The sequence below is a fragment of the Rufibacter soli genome (genome assembly GCF_054781795.1).
The window spans coordinates 175,004-196,093 of the sequence record NZ_BAAGTS010000005.1; the positions used below are offsets into that span (position 1 = coordinate 175,004).

The window sequence follows — 21,090 nt, forward strand, 5'->3', positions numbered from 1 at the left end:
GTTAGAAAAAGAAAGGCCGCTTGAGAGAGATCTCAAGCGGCCTTTTTGTTTAATACTGACTTAACGGTATTGGTTTGAAAAATTACTTCTTCCAGGAAATACCGGGCAAGTTCTCCTTTGCATTGCTAGTGGGTTTACCACTTTTCAGGAGGGCATTTTTATTTAATCAAATTCTTAAACGCTGACCCGAAAATCAAATAAGCGGTATTGCCACCAATGGTGCCCTCGTTTTGTCCCCACAGGAAAGGCCAGTCGTCATAGTTCTCAAAGTGGTCTGGTTTTCTGAATAAGATACCAGGAGCCACGTTGCCCGGAATAAAGGAGAAATCTGCCCGGTTATTACCATAGAATACCGCTTTGGGCCGCGTAGCACCCACAGTGGCCACTAAGGAATAGTTGTGGTACGGGTGCGCACCAAACAAATAGTTGGTGGCCTTGAACGCATGGCTGGCGTCTATGATCTCAGGGAAGTATTTGTGGGCAAAGCAAACGGTGGTACCAAAGCTCGTGACGTCTCCGCTACCGGCCCAGTTGGTAAGCCCAATAGGCACACCGTACGGATTATTCTTTTCTAGCCCAGCAATGTATTCTTTGTACTTCTGCACATACGGGCGCAGCTTTTCTTTATAACCGGCGTCTAGGTGCGGGATAGCATCCAGGGCCGTTAACAGGTTGCCACTCACGTTACGCTCCAGGGCAGGCCACAAGAGCTCCTGGAATCTATTGAGGTATTGTTTCTCACTGGTGGCAATGTACAGTTGCAGGTTGGTGGCCATGTTGGCGGCGTTGCCCCGGCCACTGGTATCCTGTTTCTGGTTGGCCAGTAAGGCGGTGGCCTCTTTCAGGAGTCTTTTGGACTGGGTCAACGCTCTGGCGGAAAGGTCATCGTTATAGCCCTTCAAGGCCCGGCTGGCGGCGGCAAACATGGTGGCGGCCCTGAGATCTAATTCGGGTTCGCGGCTGGTGAAGGCCCACAGATCATCTCTCACGCCACTGGATTGGCCATCCTGGGCTATTTCATAAGGCCCCAGCTTTGGGTTATAGGGAAGGCCATCTGTTAAGGAGGCAGCGTCACCCAGGTGGTGGTAATTATCCAGCACCGAGTTGGAAAGCGTTTGCGCCATGTGACCCAGGATCTCTGCCTGGGCTACCAGGTTTAGGGTGCCGTGCTCAATGAACTGTAATACGTCTGGGGTCCCATCGGGGCGGTGGAGGTCTACGTAGCGCTGCTTCTGGTCAATGAACGTTTGGTCGCGCTGGGGTTTGAAACTTTCCCAGGTCTTGACAAAGTTCTGCACCACGCTAATGTTAGACCCCGTCTCAATGTCAAAATCTCCGGCATCAAAGAAACCGCCCACGTTCAGGCCTGGAATTACTTCCAGCGCTTTGTACTTGGTATCGGTGTTGGGGCCTTGGCTGTGAAGATCGAAGTGATCTGTGTTGGGCGGGGCCTGACGATACCCTTCCTTAAACGGCTCGCCGTGCCACACGCGGTAGGCTTCGTTCACAAACATGTGGTTCATGTGGATGGGAATCCAGATGTCGCTGGTAGCGTCTGTGATCTTGCTGTAGACATGCTCGCCAATCAGGAAATTATTCGTCTTGGTATCTCCGTATTGGATGTAGTAGATGCCGGGCGTCTTCACCGACGAGAAATCGAATTTCACATAATGGTACTTGAAGTAGTCACCCCAGGATTTGATATCGCCGGTAAATACTTTGGTCGGTTTTCCGTCGTCGCCTACTTTAAAGATAGAGGCGCTTTTAGCAGGTTTGTCTTTCTTGTCTAATTCAATGACTGCCACTTTGGATTGTGCCGGGAGGTAGCCTACCTGGGAGAAACCAATGTTGGGCTCCCTTACCCAGCCTTTGATGGCGTTGGGCTCCACGGTCCAGGTCAAGACCTTGCCCGTTTTGCCCGCGGGTAGCAAACTGCGCACCACAAACCAGCCGTTCTGGGCCAGCATGCGGCCGTCAAACAGCATCAGATCAGCATCTGGCGAGGTGATTTTCACCATCCGTTCCGGGGCATCAGGGGCAAACAAAAAGGTGCGGCCGGTTTCCAGCGGAAGGGGATCTATGAATTTGCCGGTACCCCGGTCATCTGCCGTGACATAACCTTTGTATTGCTTCGGTTTTAGGCTATTGGGCCGGGTCACGGTGTTACCTACCACATAGCGGGGGAACAGACCTGGGCGACCATCTACCAGGTAGTTCTTCGCCCAGTATTGCGAGGGTAGGAACTCCAGGTTAAAGCCGGCACTTCCTTCCAGCGCCTTTGGCAGGGGTTTGTCCAGGTAAACGGCTATTTCCACGCCTTTGCCCTTGGCCGTGACTACTACCCTTGAATCAAAGTTGTACTCTTTGTACCGTAACGTAGCCTCAATGGTCTTTGCCGCCAGGTCTACCTTTCGGTTCAGGATGTCAGGCACCAGGTCCCACTGCTCTGGCGTGTTGGAGAGCCGGACTGCACCACCTTGCGCTGTTCTTACGCCATGGTGAATCAGCTCTATGCCGGCGTTCTTCTCATCGTTAAACCCGCCGGTAAACAGGTTGTTGTATACCAGAACATTGACGCCTTGCTGTTCAAAATATTCCCGGTCATTCAGTTTCAGGTCCTGGCCTGTTGCATAGGTAAATGCCGTCAGGAGCAGGCCTGCCACTGTGTATAGTTTCCGTTTTCTCATGTTCCTCTATTTCGTCTTTTTATGTCCAGAATGACTGACTGCAACTAGGCCCTCTTACTGCGGCTGGATATCATTGGCCGAGGTGGCGTACAAGCCTATCAAAGTGCCTGTGAACCCTCCCGCCACATTGGTGGAGAGAATGTCACCCGAAGCAGGGCCGCCCAAGTCCACAAAGTTTTTTCCATTGGTGGAGTAGCTAAACTGGTAGGCATCTCCCTCAGCCTTCACTCTCAGTTGCACCGGCTTCTTGGCCTCTATTTTTTGGCTGGCGATGAGTTTGGAGGCTCCTTTTTCTGTTCTTTCCAGCACCAGGTAAGTGTCTTTTCCTTTTCTGGTTAAGCCAAACACGTAATTGAATTTTTCGCTTTGTAGCAGCACCATGCCCGCCAGATCCTTTTCTGAGGAAGGCTTGTAATCAAGAGTGGTGGTATAAGAAAAACTGTTGTGCTGCTGACGCAGGAAGAGGGTGGAGGTAGGCTTCACCTCTTTGATGTTGACCGGGAACGGATTGATCTGTAACCCTTTCTTGGTCTGGGAAATAAATGCCTCGCGGGGGCCTCTCAAGCCCACCCACCGGTAATCTAATTTCTTGGAAGTGAAGTTGTCTGCGAACGTGAAGTTGCCGTTGGGGAAGAAGCTCTCTTTGCCGGTTTTGTTTTCTACGCCGGCCGGCATTTTCAGCTTAGGTTCCATGGGAATGAGGCCGTTGACGAAAACCGGGAATTCACCGGACCAATCAACCGGCAGGATAAAAGTTTCGCGGCCAATGTTGACGCGGTTTTTCTCGTTCGGGCGGATGCCCAGGAACACGCCGTAGTGCTTGCCATCGGGCCCTTCTACTAAATCGGCGTGGCCGGCCCAGTCTACTTTGTTGGGGCGGTTGGGGTTCAGGTGTCTTTGCGAGAGAATAGGGTTATTAGGAGCCGGGGTATAAGGTCCTTTGGCATTATCGCTCACAAACACTACTTCGCTGTGGTTTCCGCCGGTACCGCCTTCGGCACACATGAGGTAAAAGCGGCCGTTCTTTTTGTAGATATGCGGCGCTTCAATCCAGATGGGTTTCTTGGAGAGGTCCACTCCGCCGTCTACAATAATCTTGTCGGTGCCGGCAATAACCTGGTCTTTCTGCAGGTCATAGTCCCAGACCTTGATCACCCGGTGCCCTTCATACAGTTCTTTTCCTTTGTCTGGAGCATCATTGTGGACTACATAGGCTTTCCCGTTGTCATCAAAAAACAGCGAAGGATCTATTCCTCCAAAGTTCAGCTTGAAGGGCTCGCTCCAGCCTTTGGCCGGGTCTTTTGACTTCACCACAATGTTTCCGGCCCCTCCGGCAAAGGCCGTCACGATCATGTAAAAGGTGTCATTGTTGGGGTTGTACTCTATGTCTGGGGCATAAACCCCTTGACTTATTCCGGTATCATGTACATTTAACTGCGACGTGCGGTCCAGCGCATGCCCGATCTGCGTCCAGTTTACCAGGTCCTTAGAGTGGAAGACAGGGACCCCGGGAAAAATGGCGAAAGAGGAGTGCACCATGTAGTAATCTCCGCCCTTGCGGGTGATGGCCGGATCTGGATAAGCACCCTGAATAATGGGGTTGTAAAACTCGCCGGGTTTCAGGGGATTATCCTTATAAACTTTGTCTTGGCCTTCGTAGACCGAGTTAGAAAACACCGGGGCGTTTTTAGGCATTCTTACATTCTGGCTGTTGCCGCTTACCCCCATCAAAGAAAACAAGGCTACCAAAACACAGAGTATTGTTACCTGTCTTTTCCCCTGAGTAGCAGATGCAAATTCAATTCTCTTCATCTTAAATTTTAAGTAATTACTTAATCTATGAATGGCCAAAGGTGGCTTTCTTTAAATGATCGCTTGCTTACTTCTTAGCCAAAGGCTTGAGAAATTTATTGACATCTAGCCAGTGCAGGAAGGCGTCAAACCAGCGGTTACTGGTTCGGTCTGGATTGCCCAACCCGAAGCCGTGGCCACCATTCTGGTAAAGGTGAAACTCAACCGGTATGCCAGCTTTGTACCAGGAATCTACCACCCCAAACTGGCCCTTGAAAAGAAAATCATCCGTAGCGATCACATTGAACATAGGCGGCGCGTTCTTAGGCACTTCCACCGGACCCATGCCGCCATAGATTGGCCCGATGAAAGCCAGTTTCATGGTCTTGGAATTAAGGGTGGCGTGCATGGTGAGGCCGGCACCCGCCGAGAAACCGATCATCCCTATTCTATCCGTATCAACGCCCCATTCCTTGGCTCTTTTGAGAATCATGGCATAGGCAGCCTCGGCGTCTTGGAGTTGATTAGAGAGGTCTACTTGCGGCATGCGGGGTGGGGTAGCACTGGCCGATGCGTTGGTAGACGCAGCCGGCGCCGGACGGGGTTGGGTCATGGAGGCGGTAAAGTCCTCCAGTGATTCTGGGGTAGGGTGGAGGCGGTACTTCAGCACGAAGGCGGTGATTCCTTTGTCGGCGAGTGCCTGGGCAACTTCCCAGCCCTCATTGCCCATGGAAAGCCATCTGTAGCCACCACCGGGTGCCACAATCACGGCCGTGCCATTCGCCTTGCCCGGGGCAGGCAGGAATGGCGTGAGGGTGGCCTTGGAGATATTCCTGGCCATGGGGTCCCCCCATTGCTTGAACCAGGTTTCGGGGGCTTTCTGGCCCTCCACACCACCCGTGCCCAGCGGAATGGCTTTGGGCTCAGCAGGGGCTTTGAGCGGATAGATAGTGCCGTCCTGGGCCATGGCGGTGGCGGAAGAGAATAATAAGGCGGCCAGTAGAAATCGTTTAGCCAGTTTTAATGGAGAATAGGTCATGGGGAGATGATTTAGATATGGTCGTTATAAGATTTGATATGCTGACTGTATTTCAGGGTTTCCCCTTTTATGTATTACCCCTTTTTGTCATCCTGAAAGGATCTTGTGGGCGAACTAGAAAGACTCTTTTGGCCCGCCATTACAGTTCGCTACCAAGATCCTTCCAGGATGACAAAAAAAGAAGGCGGTATCCTGTCCTTTTAGACCTTGTTGGTGCTATCCACAACAAGCATAAATACTCCAGCCATTGGGTTTGTTGGCCCCTGTGAATACCAACAAAGGCGGCGCTACTCATTAGTTAATAGATGCCATGACTATTGAGAAAACCTCCAGTAGTCAAAAAACAGGATATTGCTTTTTTCTTTTCCTTTAAAGACAAAGTAGACATCATGGACGCCGGTTACTTTTTTAACCTCCGTAGAGACCAGGGCCCAGCGGTCATTGCCGCCGGTGAGGGGTGCTTTCACTGTGCCCAATAATTCACCGTCTATACTTCCCAACCTGACTTCTAGGGTTACCTCGGTGTTTTGCGTAGTGCCCAACCGGGCGGTAAATCTGGTAGCGCCCGTTTCCCGGAAATCAACGTCTTTTACTTTGGTGTAGGCGCCGGTCCGGAGGGCCGTCACGAACACGCCCACTTTTTCATTCTGCATGGCTTTCACTTCTTGAGACCAGGCCATGGTCTCCGCCTCGTTCTTCACAAAGGGATTTAAAGGAGCCAGGCCTTTGGTGATTCCTACGGTCATTTTCAGGGGCTGCAGGGTGCCGTCTTTTTTGAACGCCGCTTCCTCTACTGAAACGGAGCGGGTAAAACCGCCGCCGCCGGGCAAGGCCCCGTTGTGGTAGAAGAAATAGGTCTTCCCTTTAAAATCTACCAGGCCCGGGTGGTTGGTGAAACTGCCGCCTTCAGTGGGCATTAAAACGCCCTGGTATTTCCAGGGACCGGTGGGGCTGGAGCTGGTGGAATAGCCAATGTGCTCGGGGAGGGGGCCAGCGGCAAAGAGCAGGTAGTAAAATCCTTTGCGTTTATAGAGCCAGGGGCCTTCCTCGTAGGTGGTGGGTCTTTCAGGGTTGCCCTCGCGCTTACCGAAGGCTTCTACGGTATTGGGCACGGCCACCACTTCTCCCTGGTAGGAGATCATGTCTTCGTTCAGTTTGACGTAGTAACACTTGGGGTTGCCCCAATACAAATAGGCCTGCCCATTGTCATCTATAAAAACCGAGGGGTCAATGTCTCCACCTCCGCTTTGGATCAAGGGCTTGCCCAGTGGGTCTGTGAAAGGCCCGTACGGACTGTTGGCCACCGCTACCCCAATAGCCCCTTTGTTATCATGGGTGGTTAAGGGAACATATAGGTAAAACTTACCGCCCCGCTCAATGCATTGCGGGGCCCACGCATTTATTCTGGCCCAGGTGAAATCTGAGTAGGACAGGATGGTGCCATGATCTGTCCAGTTCACCATATCCTCCGTGGTATAGAGCTTCCAGTCATTCATGGTAAACCAGGTAGAACCGTCTTCATCATGACTGGTGTACAGGTACAGTTTGTTATTATACACCATGGGGGCTGGGTCTGCGGTATAGGCCGTCTGGATGATGGGGTTCTGGGCCTGAATGCCTTGAAGGGCACACAACACCAGAAAAAGACACCCGGCAATTTTTACCTTTAGCATGAGCTGAAATCTTACTTTAAGTTGTTTTAAAATTTACCGCTTTTAATAGGCGGCGTATTTCTTCCCTGGAGCTTTCTATTACTCCGCCTGGGCATTTTCATACCCCAATAAAGACAGCATTTTGGCCCCGTAGCGTCTGCCTAGTTTCCGGTACCCTTCGGCGGTGAAATGAAGTTGGTCCTCCAGCGCGGTGCAGCCTTCAGAGGAAATGACGTGCGCGTTAGGAATCATCTGGGGCAGTTTAGCAATGATGGCATTCATGCTGGCGCATTTACCTCCCTGCTCTTTGCTCACCATTTCTCCGGCCAGCAAGGGCACGGCGGTAGGGCTGAGGTTCAGGTCTTTTAACAGGTTGTCATAGACGCCTTTCACCTTAGTGGGCCAGGCGGTATCACCGGTGTTGGATTCTCCCTGGTGTAACAGAATGCCTTTGATGACCCCATCTTTCTGCGCCAGTTTGGCCATCTCCACCAGGCGACCATAGGGATTTTTATCATAGGGTTCCAAGGCGGCCGTCATCCAGGAGGGGGCGGTGGCGACATACGATTGGTAACTGCCTTTTTCAAACAGCTCAATTTTGCAGCCTCCCACCGATACATTAATGACGCCTACTTTAATACTGTCTGGGAGGGTAGCCAGCAGGGTGCGGCCGAAGTAATCTGCGGGGGTAAGGCCGGTGTTGCATCTGGTCAAAGGGGGCACAGCAGGGTACCACTCGCCTTTCTTCCTGCCCAGGTTAGGGCAATCTACGGCCTCTAACACCATGAACCGTTTATTGGCGGTGGTGTCCTGCGGCTCAAATTTGGTGTGACCCTCCATGTTGGACTGCCCAAAGCACAGGAATATGTAAAAGTTAGGGTCCTGGGCGAAGGCCGTCACGTGCATGACCAACATGACCGTCAACAAGGAAAAGCTCAATTTATATTTCATACCTGCTTATGTTTTATTCTGACTACTTCAATTTTGTTACCGTTTGGAATGCCTTGTAGCACTATTGCTATGGATGTGTGCCAACGTTGGCATTAAGATATTAAAAAAAAGACCAATTAGCTGAAATGGTCTTTTAATTTCTATAAAACCCGTGCTTGTTCCTAGAAAGGAAAGAGGCACTGATAACCAAGGAAGCCATTTCTACCTGGCGCTTTATTAGACCCAAGCCGAGTAGGCAATGTGCAATGCGCTTTGTTGAACACGTTCCTAGAGCAGTTATAGGAGGGAGTAAGTTGTAAAAATGGAAAGGCCGTTTGAGAGGAACCTCAAGCGGCCTTTTTGCAATGCTCTTTCTGGTAGACAGTTAATATACCTCAGTCTTGTTAGTAGCAGGCATTTCATTAGCCAGACTGTCTCTGGTATTTTTCTGGACCGTAATAGCCGCAAAGAGGCTTAATAGAAACGACATTGCGTAAAAGCCTTTCTCACTAAGGAATAAATCTGCATTCCAAAGCCCAACAGTAAGCAACACCAATGCTGTAATGGTAGAAAACCAGCTAAGCCCATAATACATATTGGAAACAGGAATACCATCTAATTGGTCACGCACGCTTTTTTGGAGGGAGATAGCTGAGAACAAGCCATACATGAGTATGGTAAAGTAATATCCCTTTTCGTTCAGCATCATGTCGGCGTTCCATAGCCCGATTACATAGGCGCTGATACCAGTAAGTAGAACAAAATAAGAGGCCGCGGCAAATACGTTTGATGGTTTCTGATTCATCTTTGTTTTTCGTTAAATGATGAATCAAAGGTAGAGCAGGCCCCAATCCTTTCTTTTGACATTTGTCAAAAAGCGAAATGCTATACTTGGCTTCTTATTCTGCTCAGCGTTTCTTGACTAATGCCTAAATAAGAAGCCGTTTGCCCAAGCGAGATTCTGTGAAGGATGTGTGGCGAGTTTTCTAGTAACTGTTCATAGCGCTCTTTAGCCGTTTTGAACTGCATGGCCATAAACCGCTCTTCCAGCCGTATGTAGTACTGTTCATTTATAATGCGCACAAGCCGCTCTAGATCCTTATGGGCATCAAACAACTGGTGCAAAGCTTCATAACTAATGCTCCACAAGGTAGATTCCTCCAAAGCCTGTATGTTTTCTACCGCCGGTTTTCGGGAAATAAAGCTGTAAAAAGAAGTAACAAAATTATCCTCGAAGCCAAACCAATAGGTAATTTCCTTTCCATCTAAGTTATAATATCCACGCAAACACCCTTTTTCAAGAAAATATAAGTTGTTGCAAACAGTCCCTTCTTTTACTAGATAGTAATTTCTTGGAATATTAATCTGGGTTAAAGCTCTGGAAAGGGCTTCCCAAGCTTCTGAGGAAATAGGATAGTATTTTGATATGAAATTGTGCAATGCACTCATTTTTAGACTCTTTTGCTATGGAGATGATTAGGACTTTATTGATTTGAAAGAGCGTTTACACCAAGCGGCCTTTCCTCTTTACTTAGCTTACCTTAACAGCTTCTTTCTTTGGGTTTTTTTATAGAATAATTTCAAAGTATTTGCAATACATATGCACCACTCTAATCATCATAACTTAAAAGCCTTAATAACATCATTCTCAGAATTTATTTTCTCAATAAATAAACCTCTCAATTCTGGATAATAATCTTTGCTTTTAAATATTACAGAATTAACAATTTTAGAATTAAGTTTTCTTCTATTAGTTAAATCACTTAAAATAAAGTCTGAAATGTAAACATAGCCTGCCTCAATTTTTTCGATGGTCCCTTTTTCAAAATATGAAATCACCTTTCCACTAATAGATTTAACATTATCACCGTTTGTTTTTAAAAACAAAACTTTGAATAACGCCATTATCTCAAAATTTGAATATTGAATAAAATCGTACTCTAATAATTTTTTCTCCTCCTTAGTCGATTTGGTTGTATCTATTGAACTAATTCTTGACTTTATTGCTTTCCTTTTTCGGTCTACTAATTGATTTAAATGATATGAAACCAACATATCATCAGATTTTGTATCTGAATTAAATATAACTTCGTACAGACCATTTGAATTCAGTTGGCTAGACACAAAGATTAACTTTTTACTTTGCTTAGCATTAAAAGGGTCATTAACATAATAGGCCAGATAATTTTGACCTAAAATTTCATTGGTAATCACAGCAATTCCTGAAACCTTCTTCCTAAACTCACCCCGCCTAGTTTCATACCATATATTTGTGTTCTTTAAAAAATCAAATTGCAACCTTTTCTGGACTTCATCATTTGAATGAAAGTCTCTTTCACTAATTGGGTTTTGCGAATTTGTATACCTTGTAACTTTTAAGTCAAAGTCATCACCACCAGTAGTAACTGTTCTTAAAGTAATCAGCCCAAACTCATCCATTTTATGCCTTTCTTCATCTTTAGCGTTTTTATATGCCTCATAAATACTAAAAACAGTTTGAGCACCATTAATTACCTGAATTCCTTTAATTTTTACACTTGTTGAATCCGAATGAAAATGATCTATTTTATCTGTAATAGCCGTAATGCCATTATTGAAGTACCAGAAGTTAATAGAATTATTTAAAATAGTATTTCTTATTTCTTCATTGAAAAATGAATTTGGCAACGGGTTTCTAATATTTTTATAGAACAATGAGTGACCATACTTTTCAAATAGATTATATATCTCTCTCGGTTTTACTAAAAATATATTAGAAGGAAATGGACTTTTAATTGAAATAACCTGCTCTTTTTCAAATTCTAAATCAAACTCAGATTTAGGAATATAGGGTGTTTCAATAGGATTATGCGTTTTAACACCTTTATACTCTATTTCAATAAATTGTTGTTTAAGCTTAAAAAAATCAATAAATTCAAATGAAATTAAAGGCGATTTAAAATCAGCGATATGCTCTTCAATATCTACATCTCCATTGCAAAGTGCAAGAAACACAAATTTGACCTTCCCATTACTCCTCTTATGTGCTAAAAATTTTTCGTATTGAGAATTAAAATTCTTATTAGAGTTAGAAATTTTTTTTCCAGATAATATCAGCCTAAAATCACTTAAACAAGCTTTTATTTCTTTCGTAATATCTTTTGATTTATTAATATTATTTTTTGCAAACCATTTAGCTTGAACGACATAATAAATTTCTTTTCCAAGCTGATCCTTGTTCGTAAATATCAAATCACAAGAAGAATCATCATTCCCTTCAGTTATTAAACCTTCAAATTCGGACAAATCATTATTTGGCAAATACCTATCTAAAAACCATAAAAGAAAAGAAAAAGATTTCTTTCCATTAACATCTTGCTTTTTAAGATGTTCGTTCTCCTTAAAAATATCAGCTAACTCGTCAATCTCTTTATCAATAACACTATAAAACACTTCGTTTTTCATTATTTTATTTTTCTATAATTATAAAGTCTTACTTATCTATTTGGCTCAAATTTGTAACAAATAAAATTTGCCCCTCCAATTACTTGCTATACATATATGAATCAATCATCAATATACAATATATTGTTTATAGTATATTATATATTGATGATTGATTCATACCCTTAAAGACTCAAAATAAATCAAACAATTGTTATTCAGATTCTTACATAAATTACAAAAAGTGAATTCCTAAAGCTTTGGCTTCCAGTTGATGAGAAATGCATAATAACAATTTGGACACAACCCTGTAAGTATAAAAAGAATAATCTTTACCATGACCAATCCCACCTCACCCACTAACCCAACCATCATCCTCGCAGGAGCCACCGGCCACTTAGGAGGCCTCATGACTATAGAGTTACGCAAAAAAGGCGCGCACGTGCGGGCCTTGGTGCGGCCAGGAACCGAGGCGGCCAAACGTTCTGCCTTGCAAGCCCTGGGTGCCGAGGTGGTGGAGGTGGACTTTCAAAACGCACCGGCCTTGACCCGAGCCTGCCAGGGTGGGACCTGCGTGGTGAGTGCCTTGTCGGGTTTGCGGGATGTGATGGTAGACACCCAGACCCAGCTTCTGAACGCAGCCGTAGCGGCAGGCGTGCCCCGGTTTATTCCCTCAGACTTCGCCATTGATTTTACCAAGCTCACGCCCGGCCATAACCGCAACCTGGACTTCCGGCTGGAGTTTAAAGCCATTCTGGACCAGGCGCCCATTCAGGCCACTTCCATTCTCAACGGCATGTTCACAGATCTGCTCACCGGGCAGGCGCCCATCGTGCTTTTCCCTATTAAGCGGGTCATGTACTATGGCAACGCCAACCAGTTGCTAGATTTCACCACCATTGCCAATACCGCAGAGTACACGGCACTGGCCGCGCTGGATCCCACTACGCCCCGCTATCTGCGCATTGCCGGCGATGTGCTTTCGGTGCAGGGGTTGGTGCAGGCCGCCAGTGCCGCTACCGGCGAACAATTCAAGCCCATGCGGGTAGGAGGGCTGGGAGTCCTCAATGCCCTGATCTCTGTTACTAAAACGCTGGCACCTGGCAAAGGCGAAGTGTTCCCGGCCTGGCAGGGCATGCAGTACATGCGGGACATGTTTGCCGGCAAGGTAAAACTGGAACCCCTGGACAATGCCCGTTACCCGGAAATAAAATGGACCACCGTGCAGGAAGTGTTGGCCACGCGGAAGGGATAGTATAAGGCAACCTGGGAAATGGTTTGGACCTGATCTTATTTAACCGCTTTGCTTTCGCTGCCCTGTAGCAGCCTGGGAACTTGTATCACCCAATTAGGCGTGGTTTTAAGGATGCTGCACAAGTTTCCCTCACCAAAGCATTTCTTTACTCTGCGCTGGTTTCTTATCATTTCTGCGTAAAAACAAAACGGGCCGGTGCTTTTAAAAGCACCAGCCCGTTTTCAATTATTCCTGTAAGGATATTACTTGCTTGGCGGCAACATTACTTTGTCAATCACGTGCACTACGCCGTTGGTGGCGGCTATGTTGGGCATGGTCACGGTGGCGTCATTGATCATCACGCTATTGGTGTGAAGCATCACTTTTAAGGTAGCGCCATTCAGGGTTTTGGGCATCATGTTGTTGGTTAAGTCAGTAGACCGCACATTGCCTTCTACCACGTGGTAGGTTAAAATATCTATCAGCTTTTGTTTGTTCTCAGGCTTCAGCAGGCTTTCCAGGGTCCCCGCGGGTAACGCCGCGAAGGCCTCATTGGTAGGAGCGAACACGGTGAAAGGACCGGCTCCTTGTAAGGCGCCCACCAGGTCAGCGGCTTTCAGGGCCTGCACCAGGGTAGAGAGCGATGGGGTTTCAGAAGCCAGGGCTACAATGTCTTTCGTTCCGGTAGTGGGCGTGGCATCGGTAGTCATGGTGTCATCGGTGGTCACGGTCTCCGTACTGGTAGTGGTGGTGTCTGTGGTTTCGGTGGCTTTTTCATTGGTGTTACAGCCAAAGAGAACAGCGGCTGAAAACAGGAAAATGGTTAACTTTTTCATACGTTTTGGTTTTTGTAGTAGATTGATAATCAAAAGGTAAACTAGCCTGCCCCGGTATTGTTTAGAATTTATTCTGAAGCGAGGAAAAGAGGCGGTTTATTTTTCTGGGTTCCGTGGTGAAGGAAACCTTGTCTCGTTTTTCCGGAGGATATAAGTGGTAGCTCCTTTACAAGGAGAAGCAGAAAGCAATTTAACTACGTTGGCCTGTCAGGGGACAGGCCAAGGAGGAAGTAATCCTATTGCGGGTTCTGTAAGAGCAGGTGGAGGAGAAAGCCAGAACACCCGTCAAAAGTCTTTGTGATTTGTAAGAGGGAATAGTAGGTGTAGTGCCTGGCTGTTTTACGCCTGTTTTCAAGAAAACAGCCCCAAAACGCAGAGGGAGTAACCGGTGGCTACTCCCTCTGCGCTATTTCTATCAATAACCGCCAATCTCCGAACCTTCTTTCTGGTAGCCTTAATGCGGGCGATTACAGCTTGTCAGGTTTTATAGGCGATGAATCTCGGCTACGCCAAAGCTGGAACCGGGGCGTTTTTACCGTCGTTGCCGGTCCATTGTTCCATGGCTTCGGGGGCCGGTCTGGCATTGATGCCTTCTCCGTAGACGGTGGCGGTGCCGTGGGTGTAAAAGGCCTCCCAGTCAACGCCCTGCGGATCTGTGATCCAGCTTTTCTGCGATTTAGAATAGCAGCAGGTACATTCGCCTTCGGCTCTGATGGTGCCTTTGGCGTTTTGCATGTGGGCGTACACGTCGTGCAGTTCTTCCTCGCTGGTCACTTCCAGGCCCAGGTGCTCAATGCCGGTTTCACTGTGCCCGGTAGAAATAGCATAATTGATTCTGGGGTCTTCCAACATCCATTTGGCATAGTCGGGCTTTACCACCGTAGGAGGGGCGTTAAACAAGGCGTTATAGAAGTCAATGCTTTCCTGAAGGTTTTCTACTCTTACGTGTACGTGAAATCTTTTCATGGCTTTACCGTTTTTAATGTTCTGCCCTGAAGACGCCCTACCACCCGAAAAGACGCAAGCTTTCTGAAAATATTTTTAGGTGACGTTTTACACCTGGGTTCTCTGCTTACCCGCCAGTCTGGCAAATACAAATAAGAACGAAGGCCTTATGACAAGGTATATCACCGCGGTAATCATAGACAGAATAAGCCCTACGCCCGTGGGCAGAATGGCGCCAAAGGTAATGGTCATGCCCAGCACAAAGCCCAGCAGGCACTGGGCGCGGTAAACAGGGACAAACAATGCCAGGGCAAATAAACCTAATAGCATATAGCCGGGCAGGTCTTGGTACCCTAGCGAGAAGAAGATGGAGAGGAGGCTGCCAAATAATAAGGCACCGGCAAAGCCAATGACTACATATTTCAGAGATGTAGGCGCACCAGAATACCCAGATTCATTTGAGCTGTCGGCTCTTTTTTCTATGCGAAATAGAAGCACCCAGGTCAGCACCGGAAGCAGAAGCGCTCCCCACCAATTAGAAAAGCTAGGAAGGTTTTCATCTGCCAGGATATGATGGATGGGCACGCCCCCATGGTAATGCTGATAACTCAACAGCGCCCAGATGGCAATGGCTACCAGCGCCGTAAACCAAATCCTTACCTTAAAAAACGATGCCTTGTTCATATGTCAATTCTTTAAAAAAGTTGGTGCTAGTCTTTTGATCATGAGTCGCTAATTGGGTTCACTTATTACTTAACATTTATTCTTCCATTTACCCACTGGTCAAGCCTCAGATTTTTGAAGCAGTTCATTCGTTTTGGGCCTGTTTTGGTAAAAACGCCCCTAAAACGCAGCAGGAGCGACCAACGGCCGCTCCTGCTGCAAAATCTAATATCTAGCGTCTAGCTACTAACATCTTTAAGTCCTTAGAGCAAGGTACTGCCAGAGTAGAGTTTTGCCTGTTTGATTAGAAGCCTCTTTGTCTGCCTGGTGCTAATTCTGGATTCTCTTACTTCCATCTGTTCTTCATTTTCATAATGCGGGTGTACGCGTCATTGATCCTGCTTTCCGGAATTTTCTTTTCCTGCACCAATTCCAGAATAAGCGCTACCAAAGCGGAGCCCGACACAGGAGGTTGACCGGCAATGTTGCCCGAGAATAGCAACACGTCTACGCCCGCGTTGATGGCGCGTTCCACTGCTTCTTTGAGACCGTATTCGGTGCTGATGGCTTTCATGTGCATGTCATCAGAAAAAATGACCCCATCAAATTTCAGGTTTTTACGAAGCAGAGTCGTCATCACTTTCTTAGACAGCGTGGCGGGTAATTTACTGTCATCTAACCTGGTATTCACAATATGCGCCGTCATGACCCCCTGTACCAGGCCTTGTTTGATCAGGCGCCGGTACGGGTCCAGTTCGTTTGGCTGCCAGGTTCGGCTCACATCGGTGAGGCCCAGGTGTGAATCTTCCGTGGAGCTGCCGTGGCCCGGGAAATGTTTTACCACCGTGTGCACCTTAAAGTAATTGTGGGCGGCTATTACCTGGGCCGCGTGTTTGGCAATGATGGCCGGGTCTGTGGAATAGGTGCGCTGCCGCGTACCCAGCACCGGATTGGTAGGGGAGAAGACATCCAGCACCGGCGCAAAATTGATGTTAATGCCTAACCTGGAAAGGGTATAGGCCGTGTTGTCAGCATAAAATTTGGTGCTGTCCAGGATGTCCAGTTGGCCCAGGTACTGTGCTGAGACCATGGCCGGAAACCCGTATTGGGGTTTGAGTCTATTCACTATTCCGCCCTCTTGGGTAATAGAAACGAACAGCGGCGTGGGGGCAGCATTCTGATAGGTGCTAATCAGGTTTTTTAGATTCTCAGCCGCGTTGGTGGGCGTGAGGTGCCGTTCATACATGGTGATGCCCCCAATCCTGCCTTTGGCAATATCCTGGTAAAAGATATTGGTGGTATCCACCATATTAGAGGGCAACCCAATCATTAGCATTTGTCCAATTTTGCTTTCCAGCGAGACGGATTTCTGCGCCCGGCAAAGAAAGGACCCAAGGCAAAGAAGCAGGCAAAGGTGTACGCTTTTCATAAAGTGAAACTGTTGTATAGTAGAGGCTCAAAAGAAGGGTATAAGGTCTGGTACAATTTCCGTTTCCTAGCCCGTTTTTTAAAAGTAGCCCTAAAACAAAGAAGGAGCAACCACCATGGCTGCTCCTTCCTTCTGATAACTAACAACTGACAACTGACAACTAAAAACTAATACCCGAACAGCTCTTTCAAGCTTAGTTGCTTCACGGTGCCGTACTTGGCCAGTTCCTTGAAGTTGAGTCGGTTTTTGGAGCCTATCACCAGAATGGTCTGGTTCTGGCCTTTCACAAACTGCTGCTGGAACGCCTTGATCTGGTCCAGGGTCAGGGCATCCAGGCTCTGGTAGATATCCTTCCGGATATCATGGTCAATGCCCAGCTTACGGGCCTGCTCATAGTTCATCAAGATGCCCACCTTATTAATGCGCTCTGTGGCGATGCTGTTGCGCACCGAGGCCTTGGCGTTGGTGAAGTTGGTCTCGGCTACCGGCAGGTCATTTAACAGTTCCTGCATGCCAGCCATGGCCTCGGGGAGCTTATCAGACTGCGTACCGATGTAGGACATGATGTAGTTGGCGCGGTCTTTCCGGCTGGCGTTAGCAAACCGAGAGCTGGCTGAGTACGCCAAGGCCCTGGACTCACGCAACTCCTGGAACACAATGGCGCCCATGCCACCGTCAAAGTACTCATTATAAAGCCGGATGGTGGGCACCAGCTTAGGGTCATAGTTTAGAGACTTGGTCAGAAATAACAGCTCCGCCTGCACCATGTCATAGTTGGTCCAGTACACCTGGCGCTTGTTAATGTCCAGCTCCTTGAAGGATTTCTCTGCCGGCACTGGTTGCAACGTGGCGGGTACAATATGGCCGGTGTTCAGGGTAGCGGTAATGGCGGGCACCTCACGTGGCCCATAGTACAGCACGCGGTGCTGGTAGGTAGGAATGCTCTTGATGCGGGAGATCAGCTCGGCGGGCTTCACCTTCTTCAGTTCCTGTTCTGACAAGATATGCGTGAACGGGTTCTTAGGACCGTACTTGGCGTAGTTGACCATGGCCACGCTGTGGATGATGTTCTTGTTGAGCTTGGCGTCTTTGCGGTCTTTGAGAATACCGGCTACCAGGTCGTTCAAGGCTTTCTGGTCGGGCTGGGGGTTCTGCAGGAGGCTTTCAAACAGCTGCAGGCCTTTCTCCAGGTTCTCGTCCAGACCAGTCAAAGAAACATACACCTGGTCCTGCCCCGAAGACACGTTAAACGAGCAACCGATCTTGAAGAACTCCTTCTGCAGTTCCTCGGCGGAGTATTTGTCGGTGCCCAGGTATTGCAGGTAATCCACGGCCAGCCCCAGCTTCAAGTCATTGTTGGTGCCCATGTCCAGGATGTAATAAAGGCTGAAGAGGCCGTTCTCCTGGTTCTTGGTGAAGTACACCGGAATGTTGCCTTTCAACGTGCCCTGCTGGATGTCTTTCTGATAATCCACGAACTGCGGCTGCAGGTCAGACACCGGCATAGCCGCCACCTGTTTGTAGTAGTCTGATTGGGCCTCGCGGTTGGCGGGCACCGGGGTAATGGTGGGTTTTTCTACCTTTTGGGCGTTAGGGTCCTGACCGGTGCGCTTGTAGATGAGGGCGTAGTTGTTGCCGTAATAGCGGTTGGCCACGTCCACCACGTCCTGCTTGGTGATCTTCTCAAACGCGTCTTCCTGCTTCAGGTAATCGGCCCAATCCTGGCGGGCAATAAAGGCGTCTACGAAGGCGGTGGCGCGGGCGGCGTTGCTTTCATAGGCCTGCATCTTACTGATCTTGTTCTTGTTCACGATGGCCGGAATAAGCCAGTCTTCAAACTGCCCTTTCTTCACCAGCTCAATCTGCTGCAAGAGCAGGTTCTTCACCTGGTCCAGGGTCTGGCCCTGGCGCGGATTACCGCTCAGAAAATGCGCGCTGTAGTCATTGTAAATCTCAGAGAAAGACCCTGCGCCCAAAGCCGCCTGCTTCTGGTTGATGTTGAGGTCAATCAGGCCGGCCTGCCCGTTGCTCAGAATCTGGTTGATCATGCGCAGCACCAACGCGTCCTTAGATTTTATGCCCCGGAACCGGTAGGCCATTAAGACCATTTCAGATTCCGGACCCAGAATTTCCTTCACCACCGGGGTGGTAATGGGCTTTTCCTGCGGAGGAGTATAGGCGGGCACTTCCTTGTTCTTCCAACGCCCGAAATGCTCGTTGATGGTTTTGATGGTCTGGTCAAAGTCCAGGTCGCCGCTCATGGCAATGGCCATGTTGTTGGGTACGTAGTACTGGTCAAAGTACTTCTTGATCTCGGTGATAGACGGGTTCTTGAGGTGCTCCACGGTGCCAATGGTGGTCTGAGCGCCGTACTGGTGCGTAGGGAACAGCGCCGCAAAGGCCGCCTCAAAGGCCTTGTTGTTGTCATTGTCCAGCGACCGGTTCTTCTCCTCGTACACGGCCTCCAGCTCGGTGTGGAACAGCCTGGGGATCATCACGCCCAACCGCTCCGATTCCAACATGGCCCACTTGGCTATCTGGTTGCTGGGGATATCTCCGTAATAGATGGTCTGCTCTACCCAGGTACTGGCGTTGGAGTTCTTCATACCCATAGCCGCCACCAGCTTGTCATACTCATTGGGTACCGCGTACTTGGCGGCCACCCCCGAGATGGAGTCAATTTGGTGGTAGGTTTTCTTGCGCAACGCCGGGTCTTTCTGGGTGCGGTACGTCTCATACAGCGCCTCAATCTTGGCTAGTTCTTCCTGCTCCTTGGCCCAGTTGATGGTTCCCAGGCGGGTAGAGCCCTTAAAAGCCATGTGCTCCAGGTAATGCGCCAGGCCCGTGGCGTTGGCCGGATCGTTCTTGCTGCCCGCGCGTACCGCGATGTAGGTCTGGATACGAGGCGCGTCTTTGTACTGCGTGAGGTACACCGTCAGGCCATTGTCCAGGGTGTAGATACGCGCCTTGAGGGGGTCATTGGGAACGGTCTTGTACGGGAAGGACTCCTTGGGTGCTTCTACTACCGTGCTAGCGGTGGCGGCGGTGCCCTGGGTAGCTTGGGTAGGCGTGCTGGTCTTACACTGGGTCAAGAGCAAGGCGCCTAGTATGGAGAGGGAAAGAAGTTGTTTCTTCACGGATATAAGGTGAGTTGAGGATGATCAAATATAGGAAAAGGAATGCATTCCCTTTTATAGGTCCTAACGCTTTTAAACAAGGAGTAGTGTATGGCGTTTTGAGCCTGTTTTTGAGAAAACAGACTCAAAATAGGAGTGAATGGGTTTTGGTTTTTCTAAATGATGGATGGTTTTGGGGAATAGAAAAGTAGCTTCTTTGGGAAATGCGTTTTCCTTCTGCCGTTTCCGCCGTTGTTGGTGTTGTTACCGAGAACTTCAACTGCCTCTCCTTTGACAAGTGCCTTGTCCCCTAACCCATTCCGCTTAAGCCTAGGATTGACCGCTTTTCTATGTATTCATGGGCTTTCATGTTGCATCTTCTCCCTCCGAGCGCTCACGGCCGCGGGGCCCCGCCTTCCGCCCTCGCGCTGTGCCCTCGCCTGGCCCCGCAGGGCCTGCCGCTGCCGCGGCTCCGGGTCGAGTGCTAGGCGCTCAGCCGAAAGGCTGGAAAAGGGGAAATGCGTGGTTGTATCCTTCAATAAGGCATTTGTAGCAAAAGGTGTTTTGGGTACGATTTTCTGAAAACAGGCTTAAAACGCATCACCGCTCTCCAAAAACAACCCCGTCACTTCAACGCTGACTCCCCCCTTGAGGGGGGCGAAGGGGGAGTTTACACAGGAGAGACTGCGTTGCTGATTAAACTGTTGCCCTCTTCCTCGTCCCCCTTTGAAGGGGGTAAGGGGATGATACACGCATTTCCGACTCAGGACTCGTGACTCAGGACTCGCGACTCGACGCTAGCGTATGGTCTTCGGCTGCAATGCCCAGTTTCTCCGCCAGGAGCTTCAGGGTCTGACGGGCATCCTCTTGGTTATCAGTGCGCAGTTCATAGTCTGCCGAGGGGGATTGGGAGTAAAGCCCGATGGTGTACCAGGTCACCAGAGGCGCTGACTCCTCGCCGTGCGAATGCCCGTGATCATAGTCATGTGCCGCCTGCAAAGAGGTAAGGGTTATGCGCTGGAACGCAGGCAATGGCGCCCATTTGCCGGTCTTGAACCCGAACATGCTCAGGTACTCGCGCACGCGCCGGTGCTGCAGATCTAGCTGGAAGCCGTGGTAGGTGAATTTGAACAGGAACCCCAGCACTACCAGCAAACCACCTACTGCCAGCATCTGGGTCTGGTCGGCACCCTCGCCCCACCACCAGGGACTGCTGGCCGTGGCTAACCCAACCAGAAGCAAGACATAGCCCAGATAACTCAGGCTCCCAAAGAAATTGTCGGTTTTACGGTCAAAGAGGTGGCTCATGCAAGGGGGAAAAGAAAAACCTGTGAAACGGGTGAGG

Annotated in this window: 15 protein-coding genes; 1 reads left to right on the forward strand and 14 read right to left on the reverse strand. The window is 48.8% G+C overall.

Annotated features, from left to right (window positions below):
• Positions 1-158 precede the first annotated feature (158 nt).
• From ACYVJQ_RS15375 to ACYVJQ_RS15410, 8 genes are all read right to left on the reverse strand, one after another.
• Complete coding sequence (locus ACYVJQ_RS15375; RefSeq protein ID WP_460893996.1) at positions 159-2,687, reverse strand: cellulase N-terminal Ig-like domain-containing protein; 2,529 nt, start codon at positions 2,685-2,687, stop codon at positions 159-161.
• 54 nt (positions 2,688-2,741) lie between these two features.
• The gene (locus ACYVJQ_RS15380; protein WP_460894618.1) at positions 2,742-4,415 is read right to left on the reverse strand and encodes a glycoside hydrolase family 43 protein; all 1,674 of its coding nucleotides are present in this window, start codon (positions 4,413-4,415) and stop codon (positions 2,742-2,744) included.
• A 151-nt stretch (positions 4,416-4,566) separates the two neighbouring features.
• Positions 4,567-5,517 carry an alpha/beta hydrolase gene (locus ACYVJQ_RS15385; protein ID WP_460893997.1) on the reverse strand — a complete coding sequence of 317 codons (951 nt, stop codon included), beginning with the start codon at positions 5,515-5,517 and terminating at the stop codon, positions 4,567-4,569.
• 314 nt (positions 5,518-5,831) lie between these two features.
• A complete protein-coding gene (locus ACYVJQ_RS15390) occupies positions 5,832-7,190 on the reverse strand; it encodes a glycoside hydrolase family 43 protein (RefSeq protein ID WP_460893998.1) in 1,359 nt (452 codons plus the stop codon).
• A 78-nt stretch (positions 7,191-7,268) separates the two neighbouring features.
• Positions 7,269-8,120, reverse strand: a complete 852-nt coding sequence (locus ACYVJQ_RS15395; protein WP_460893999.1) for a sialate O-acetylesterase — start codon at positions 8,118-8,120, stop codon at positions 7,269-7,271.
• A gap of 364 nt (positions 8,121-8,484) precedes the next feature.
• Positions 8,485-8,904 (reverse strand): inner membrane protein YiaA, encoded by a 420-nt coding sequence (gene yiaA / locus ACYVJQ_RS15400; protein ID WP_460894000.1) that lies wholly within the window; start codon positions 8,902-8,904, stop codon positions 8,485-8,487.
• A gap of 80 nt (positions 8,905-8,984) precedes the next feature.
• The gene (locus ACYVJQ_RS15405; protein ID WP_460894001.1) at positions 8,985-9,548 is read right to left on the reverse strand and encodes a Crp/Fnr family transcriptional regulator; all 564 of its coding nucleotides are present in this window, start codon (positions 9,546-9,548) and stop codon (positions 8,985-8,987) included.
• A 168-nt stretch (positions 9,549-9,716) separates the two neighbouring features.
• Complete coding sequence (locus ACYVJQ_RS15410; protein ID WP_460894002.1) at positions 9,717-11,543, reverse strand: AIPR family protein; 1,827 nt, start codon at positions 11,541-11,543, stop codon at positions 9,717-9,719.
• A gap of 316 nt (positions 11,544-11,859) precedes the next feature.
• Between ACYVJQ_RS15410 and ACYVJQ_RS15415 the strand changes: the two genes are divergently transcribed.
• Positions 11,860-12,777 carry an NmrA family NAD(P)-binding protein gene (locus tag ACYVJQ_RS15415; protein ID WP_460894003.1) on the forward strand — a complete coding sequence of 306 codons (918 nt, stop codon included), beginning with the start codon at positions 11,860-11,862 and terminating at the stop codon, positions 12,775-12,777.
• 242 nt (positions 12,778-13,019) lie between these two features.
• On the opposite strand, the gene ACYVJQ_RS15420 is transcribed toward ACYVJQ_RS15415, so the two are convergent.
• The 6 genes from ACYVJQ_RS15420 to ACYVJQ_RS15445 all read right to left on the reverse strand — a co-directional run bounded on the left by ACYVJQ_RS15420 (position 13,020) and on the right by ACYVJQ_RS15445 (position 21,053).
• Positions 13,020-13,592 carry a fasciclin domain-containing protein gene (locus ACYVJQ_RS15420; protein ID WP_460894004.1) on the reverse strand — a complete coding sequence of 191 codons (573 nt, stop codon included), beginning with the start codon at positions 13,590-13,592 and terminating at the stop codon, positions 13,020-13,022.
• Positions 13,593-14,096: 504 nt separating this feature from the next.
• A complete protein-coding gene (locus ACYVJQ_RS15425) occupies positions 14,097-14,558 on the reverse strand; it encodes an ArsI/CadI family heavy metal resistance metalloenzyme (RefSeq protein WP_460894005.1) in 462 nt (153 codons plus the stop codon).
• An 87-nt stretch (positions 14,559-14,645) separates the two neighbouring features.
• Positions 14,646-15,221, reverse strand: a complete 576-nt coding sequence (locus ACYVJQ_RS15430) for a hypothetical protein (RefSeq protein ID WP_460894006.1) — start codon at positions 15,219-15,221, stop codon at positions 14,646-14,648.
• A gap of 325 nt (positions 15,222-15,546) precedes the next feature.
• The gene (locus ACYVJQ_RS15435; protein WP_460894007.1) at positions 15,547-16,629 is read right to left on the reverse strand and encodes a glycoside hydrolase family 3 protein; all 1,083 of its coding nucleotides are present in this window, start codon (positions 16,627-16,629) and stop codon (positions 15,547-15,549) included.
• 167 nt (positions 16,630-16,796) lie between these two features.
• On the reverse strand, positions 16,797-19,766 hold the full coding sequence (locus ACYVJQ_RS15440; protein WP_460894008.1) for a M16 family metallopeptidase: 2,970 nt from the start codon (positions 19,764-19,766) through the stop codon (positions 16,797-16,799).
• Between the two features lie 756 nt (positions 19,767-20,522).
• Positions 20,523-21,053 (reverse strand): hypothetical protein, encoded by a 531-nt coding sequence (locus ACYVJQ_RS15445; RefSeq protein WP_460894009.1) that lies wholly within the window; start codon positions 21,051-21,053, stop codon positions 20,523-20,525.
• Between the last annotated feature and the right edge of the window lie 37 nt (positions 21,054-21,090).

Coding starts and splice junctions, on each gene's coding strand:
- ACYVJQ_RS15415 (WP_460894003.1), top strand. CDS start 11,860: ATGACCAATCCCACCTCACCCACTAACCCAACCATCATCCTCGCAGGA.
- ACYVJQ_RS15420 (WP_460894004.1), bottom strand. CDS start 13,592: ATGAAAAAGTTAACCATTTTCCTGTTTTCAGCCGCTGTTCTCTTTGGC.
- ACYVJQ_RS15445 (WP_460894009.1), bottom strand. CDS start 21,053: ATGAGCCACCTCTTTGACCGTAAAACCGACAATTTCTTTGGGAGCCTG.
- ACYVJQ_RS15435 (WP_460894007.1), bottom strand. CDS start 16,629: ATGAAAAGCGTACACCTTTGCCTGCTTCTTTGCCTTGGGTCCTTTCTT.
- yiaA (WP_460894000.1), bottom strand. CDS start 8,904: ATGAATCAGAAACCATCAAACGTATTTGCCGCGGCCTCTTATTTTGTT.
- ACYVJQ_RS15405 (WP_460894001.1), bottom strand. CDS start 9,548: ATGAGTGCATTGCACAATTTCATATCAAAATACTATCCTATTTCCTCA.
- ACYVJQ_RS15425 (WP_460894005.1), bottom strand. CDS start 14,558: ATGAAAAGATTTCACGTACACGTAAGAGTAGAAAACCTTCAGGAAAGC.
- ACYVJQ_RS15430 (WP_460894006.1), bottom strand. CDS start 15,221: ATGAACAAGGCATCGTTTTTTAAGGTAAGGATTTGGTTTACGGCGCTG.
- ACYVJQ_RS15380 (WP_460894618.1), bottom strand. CDS start 4,415: ATGGGGGTAAGCGGCAACAGCCAGAATGTAAGAATGCCTAAAAACGCC.
- ACYVJQ_RS15375 (WP_460893996.1), bottom strand. CDS start 2,687: ATGAGAAAACGGAAACTATACACAGTGGCAGGCCTGCTCCTGACGGCA.
- ACYVJQ_RS15395 (WP_460893999.1), bottom strand. CDS start 8,120: ATGAAATATAAATTGAGCTTTTCCTTGTTGACGGTCATGTTGGTCATG.
- ACYVJQ_RS15385 (WP_460893997.1), bottom strand. CDS start 5,517: ATGACCTATTCTCCATTAAAACTGGCTAAACGATTTCTACTGGCCGCC.
- ACYVJQ_RS15410 (WP_460894002.1), bottom strand. CDS start 11,543: ATGAAAAACGAAGTGTTTTATAGTGTTATTGATAAAGAGATTGACGAG.
- ACYVJQ_RS15390 (WP_460893998.1), bottom strand. CDS start 7,190: ATGCTAAAGGTAAAAATTGCCGGGTGTCTTTTTCTGGTGTTGTGTGCC.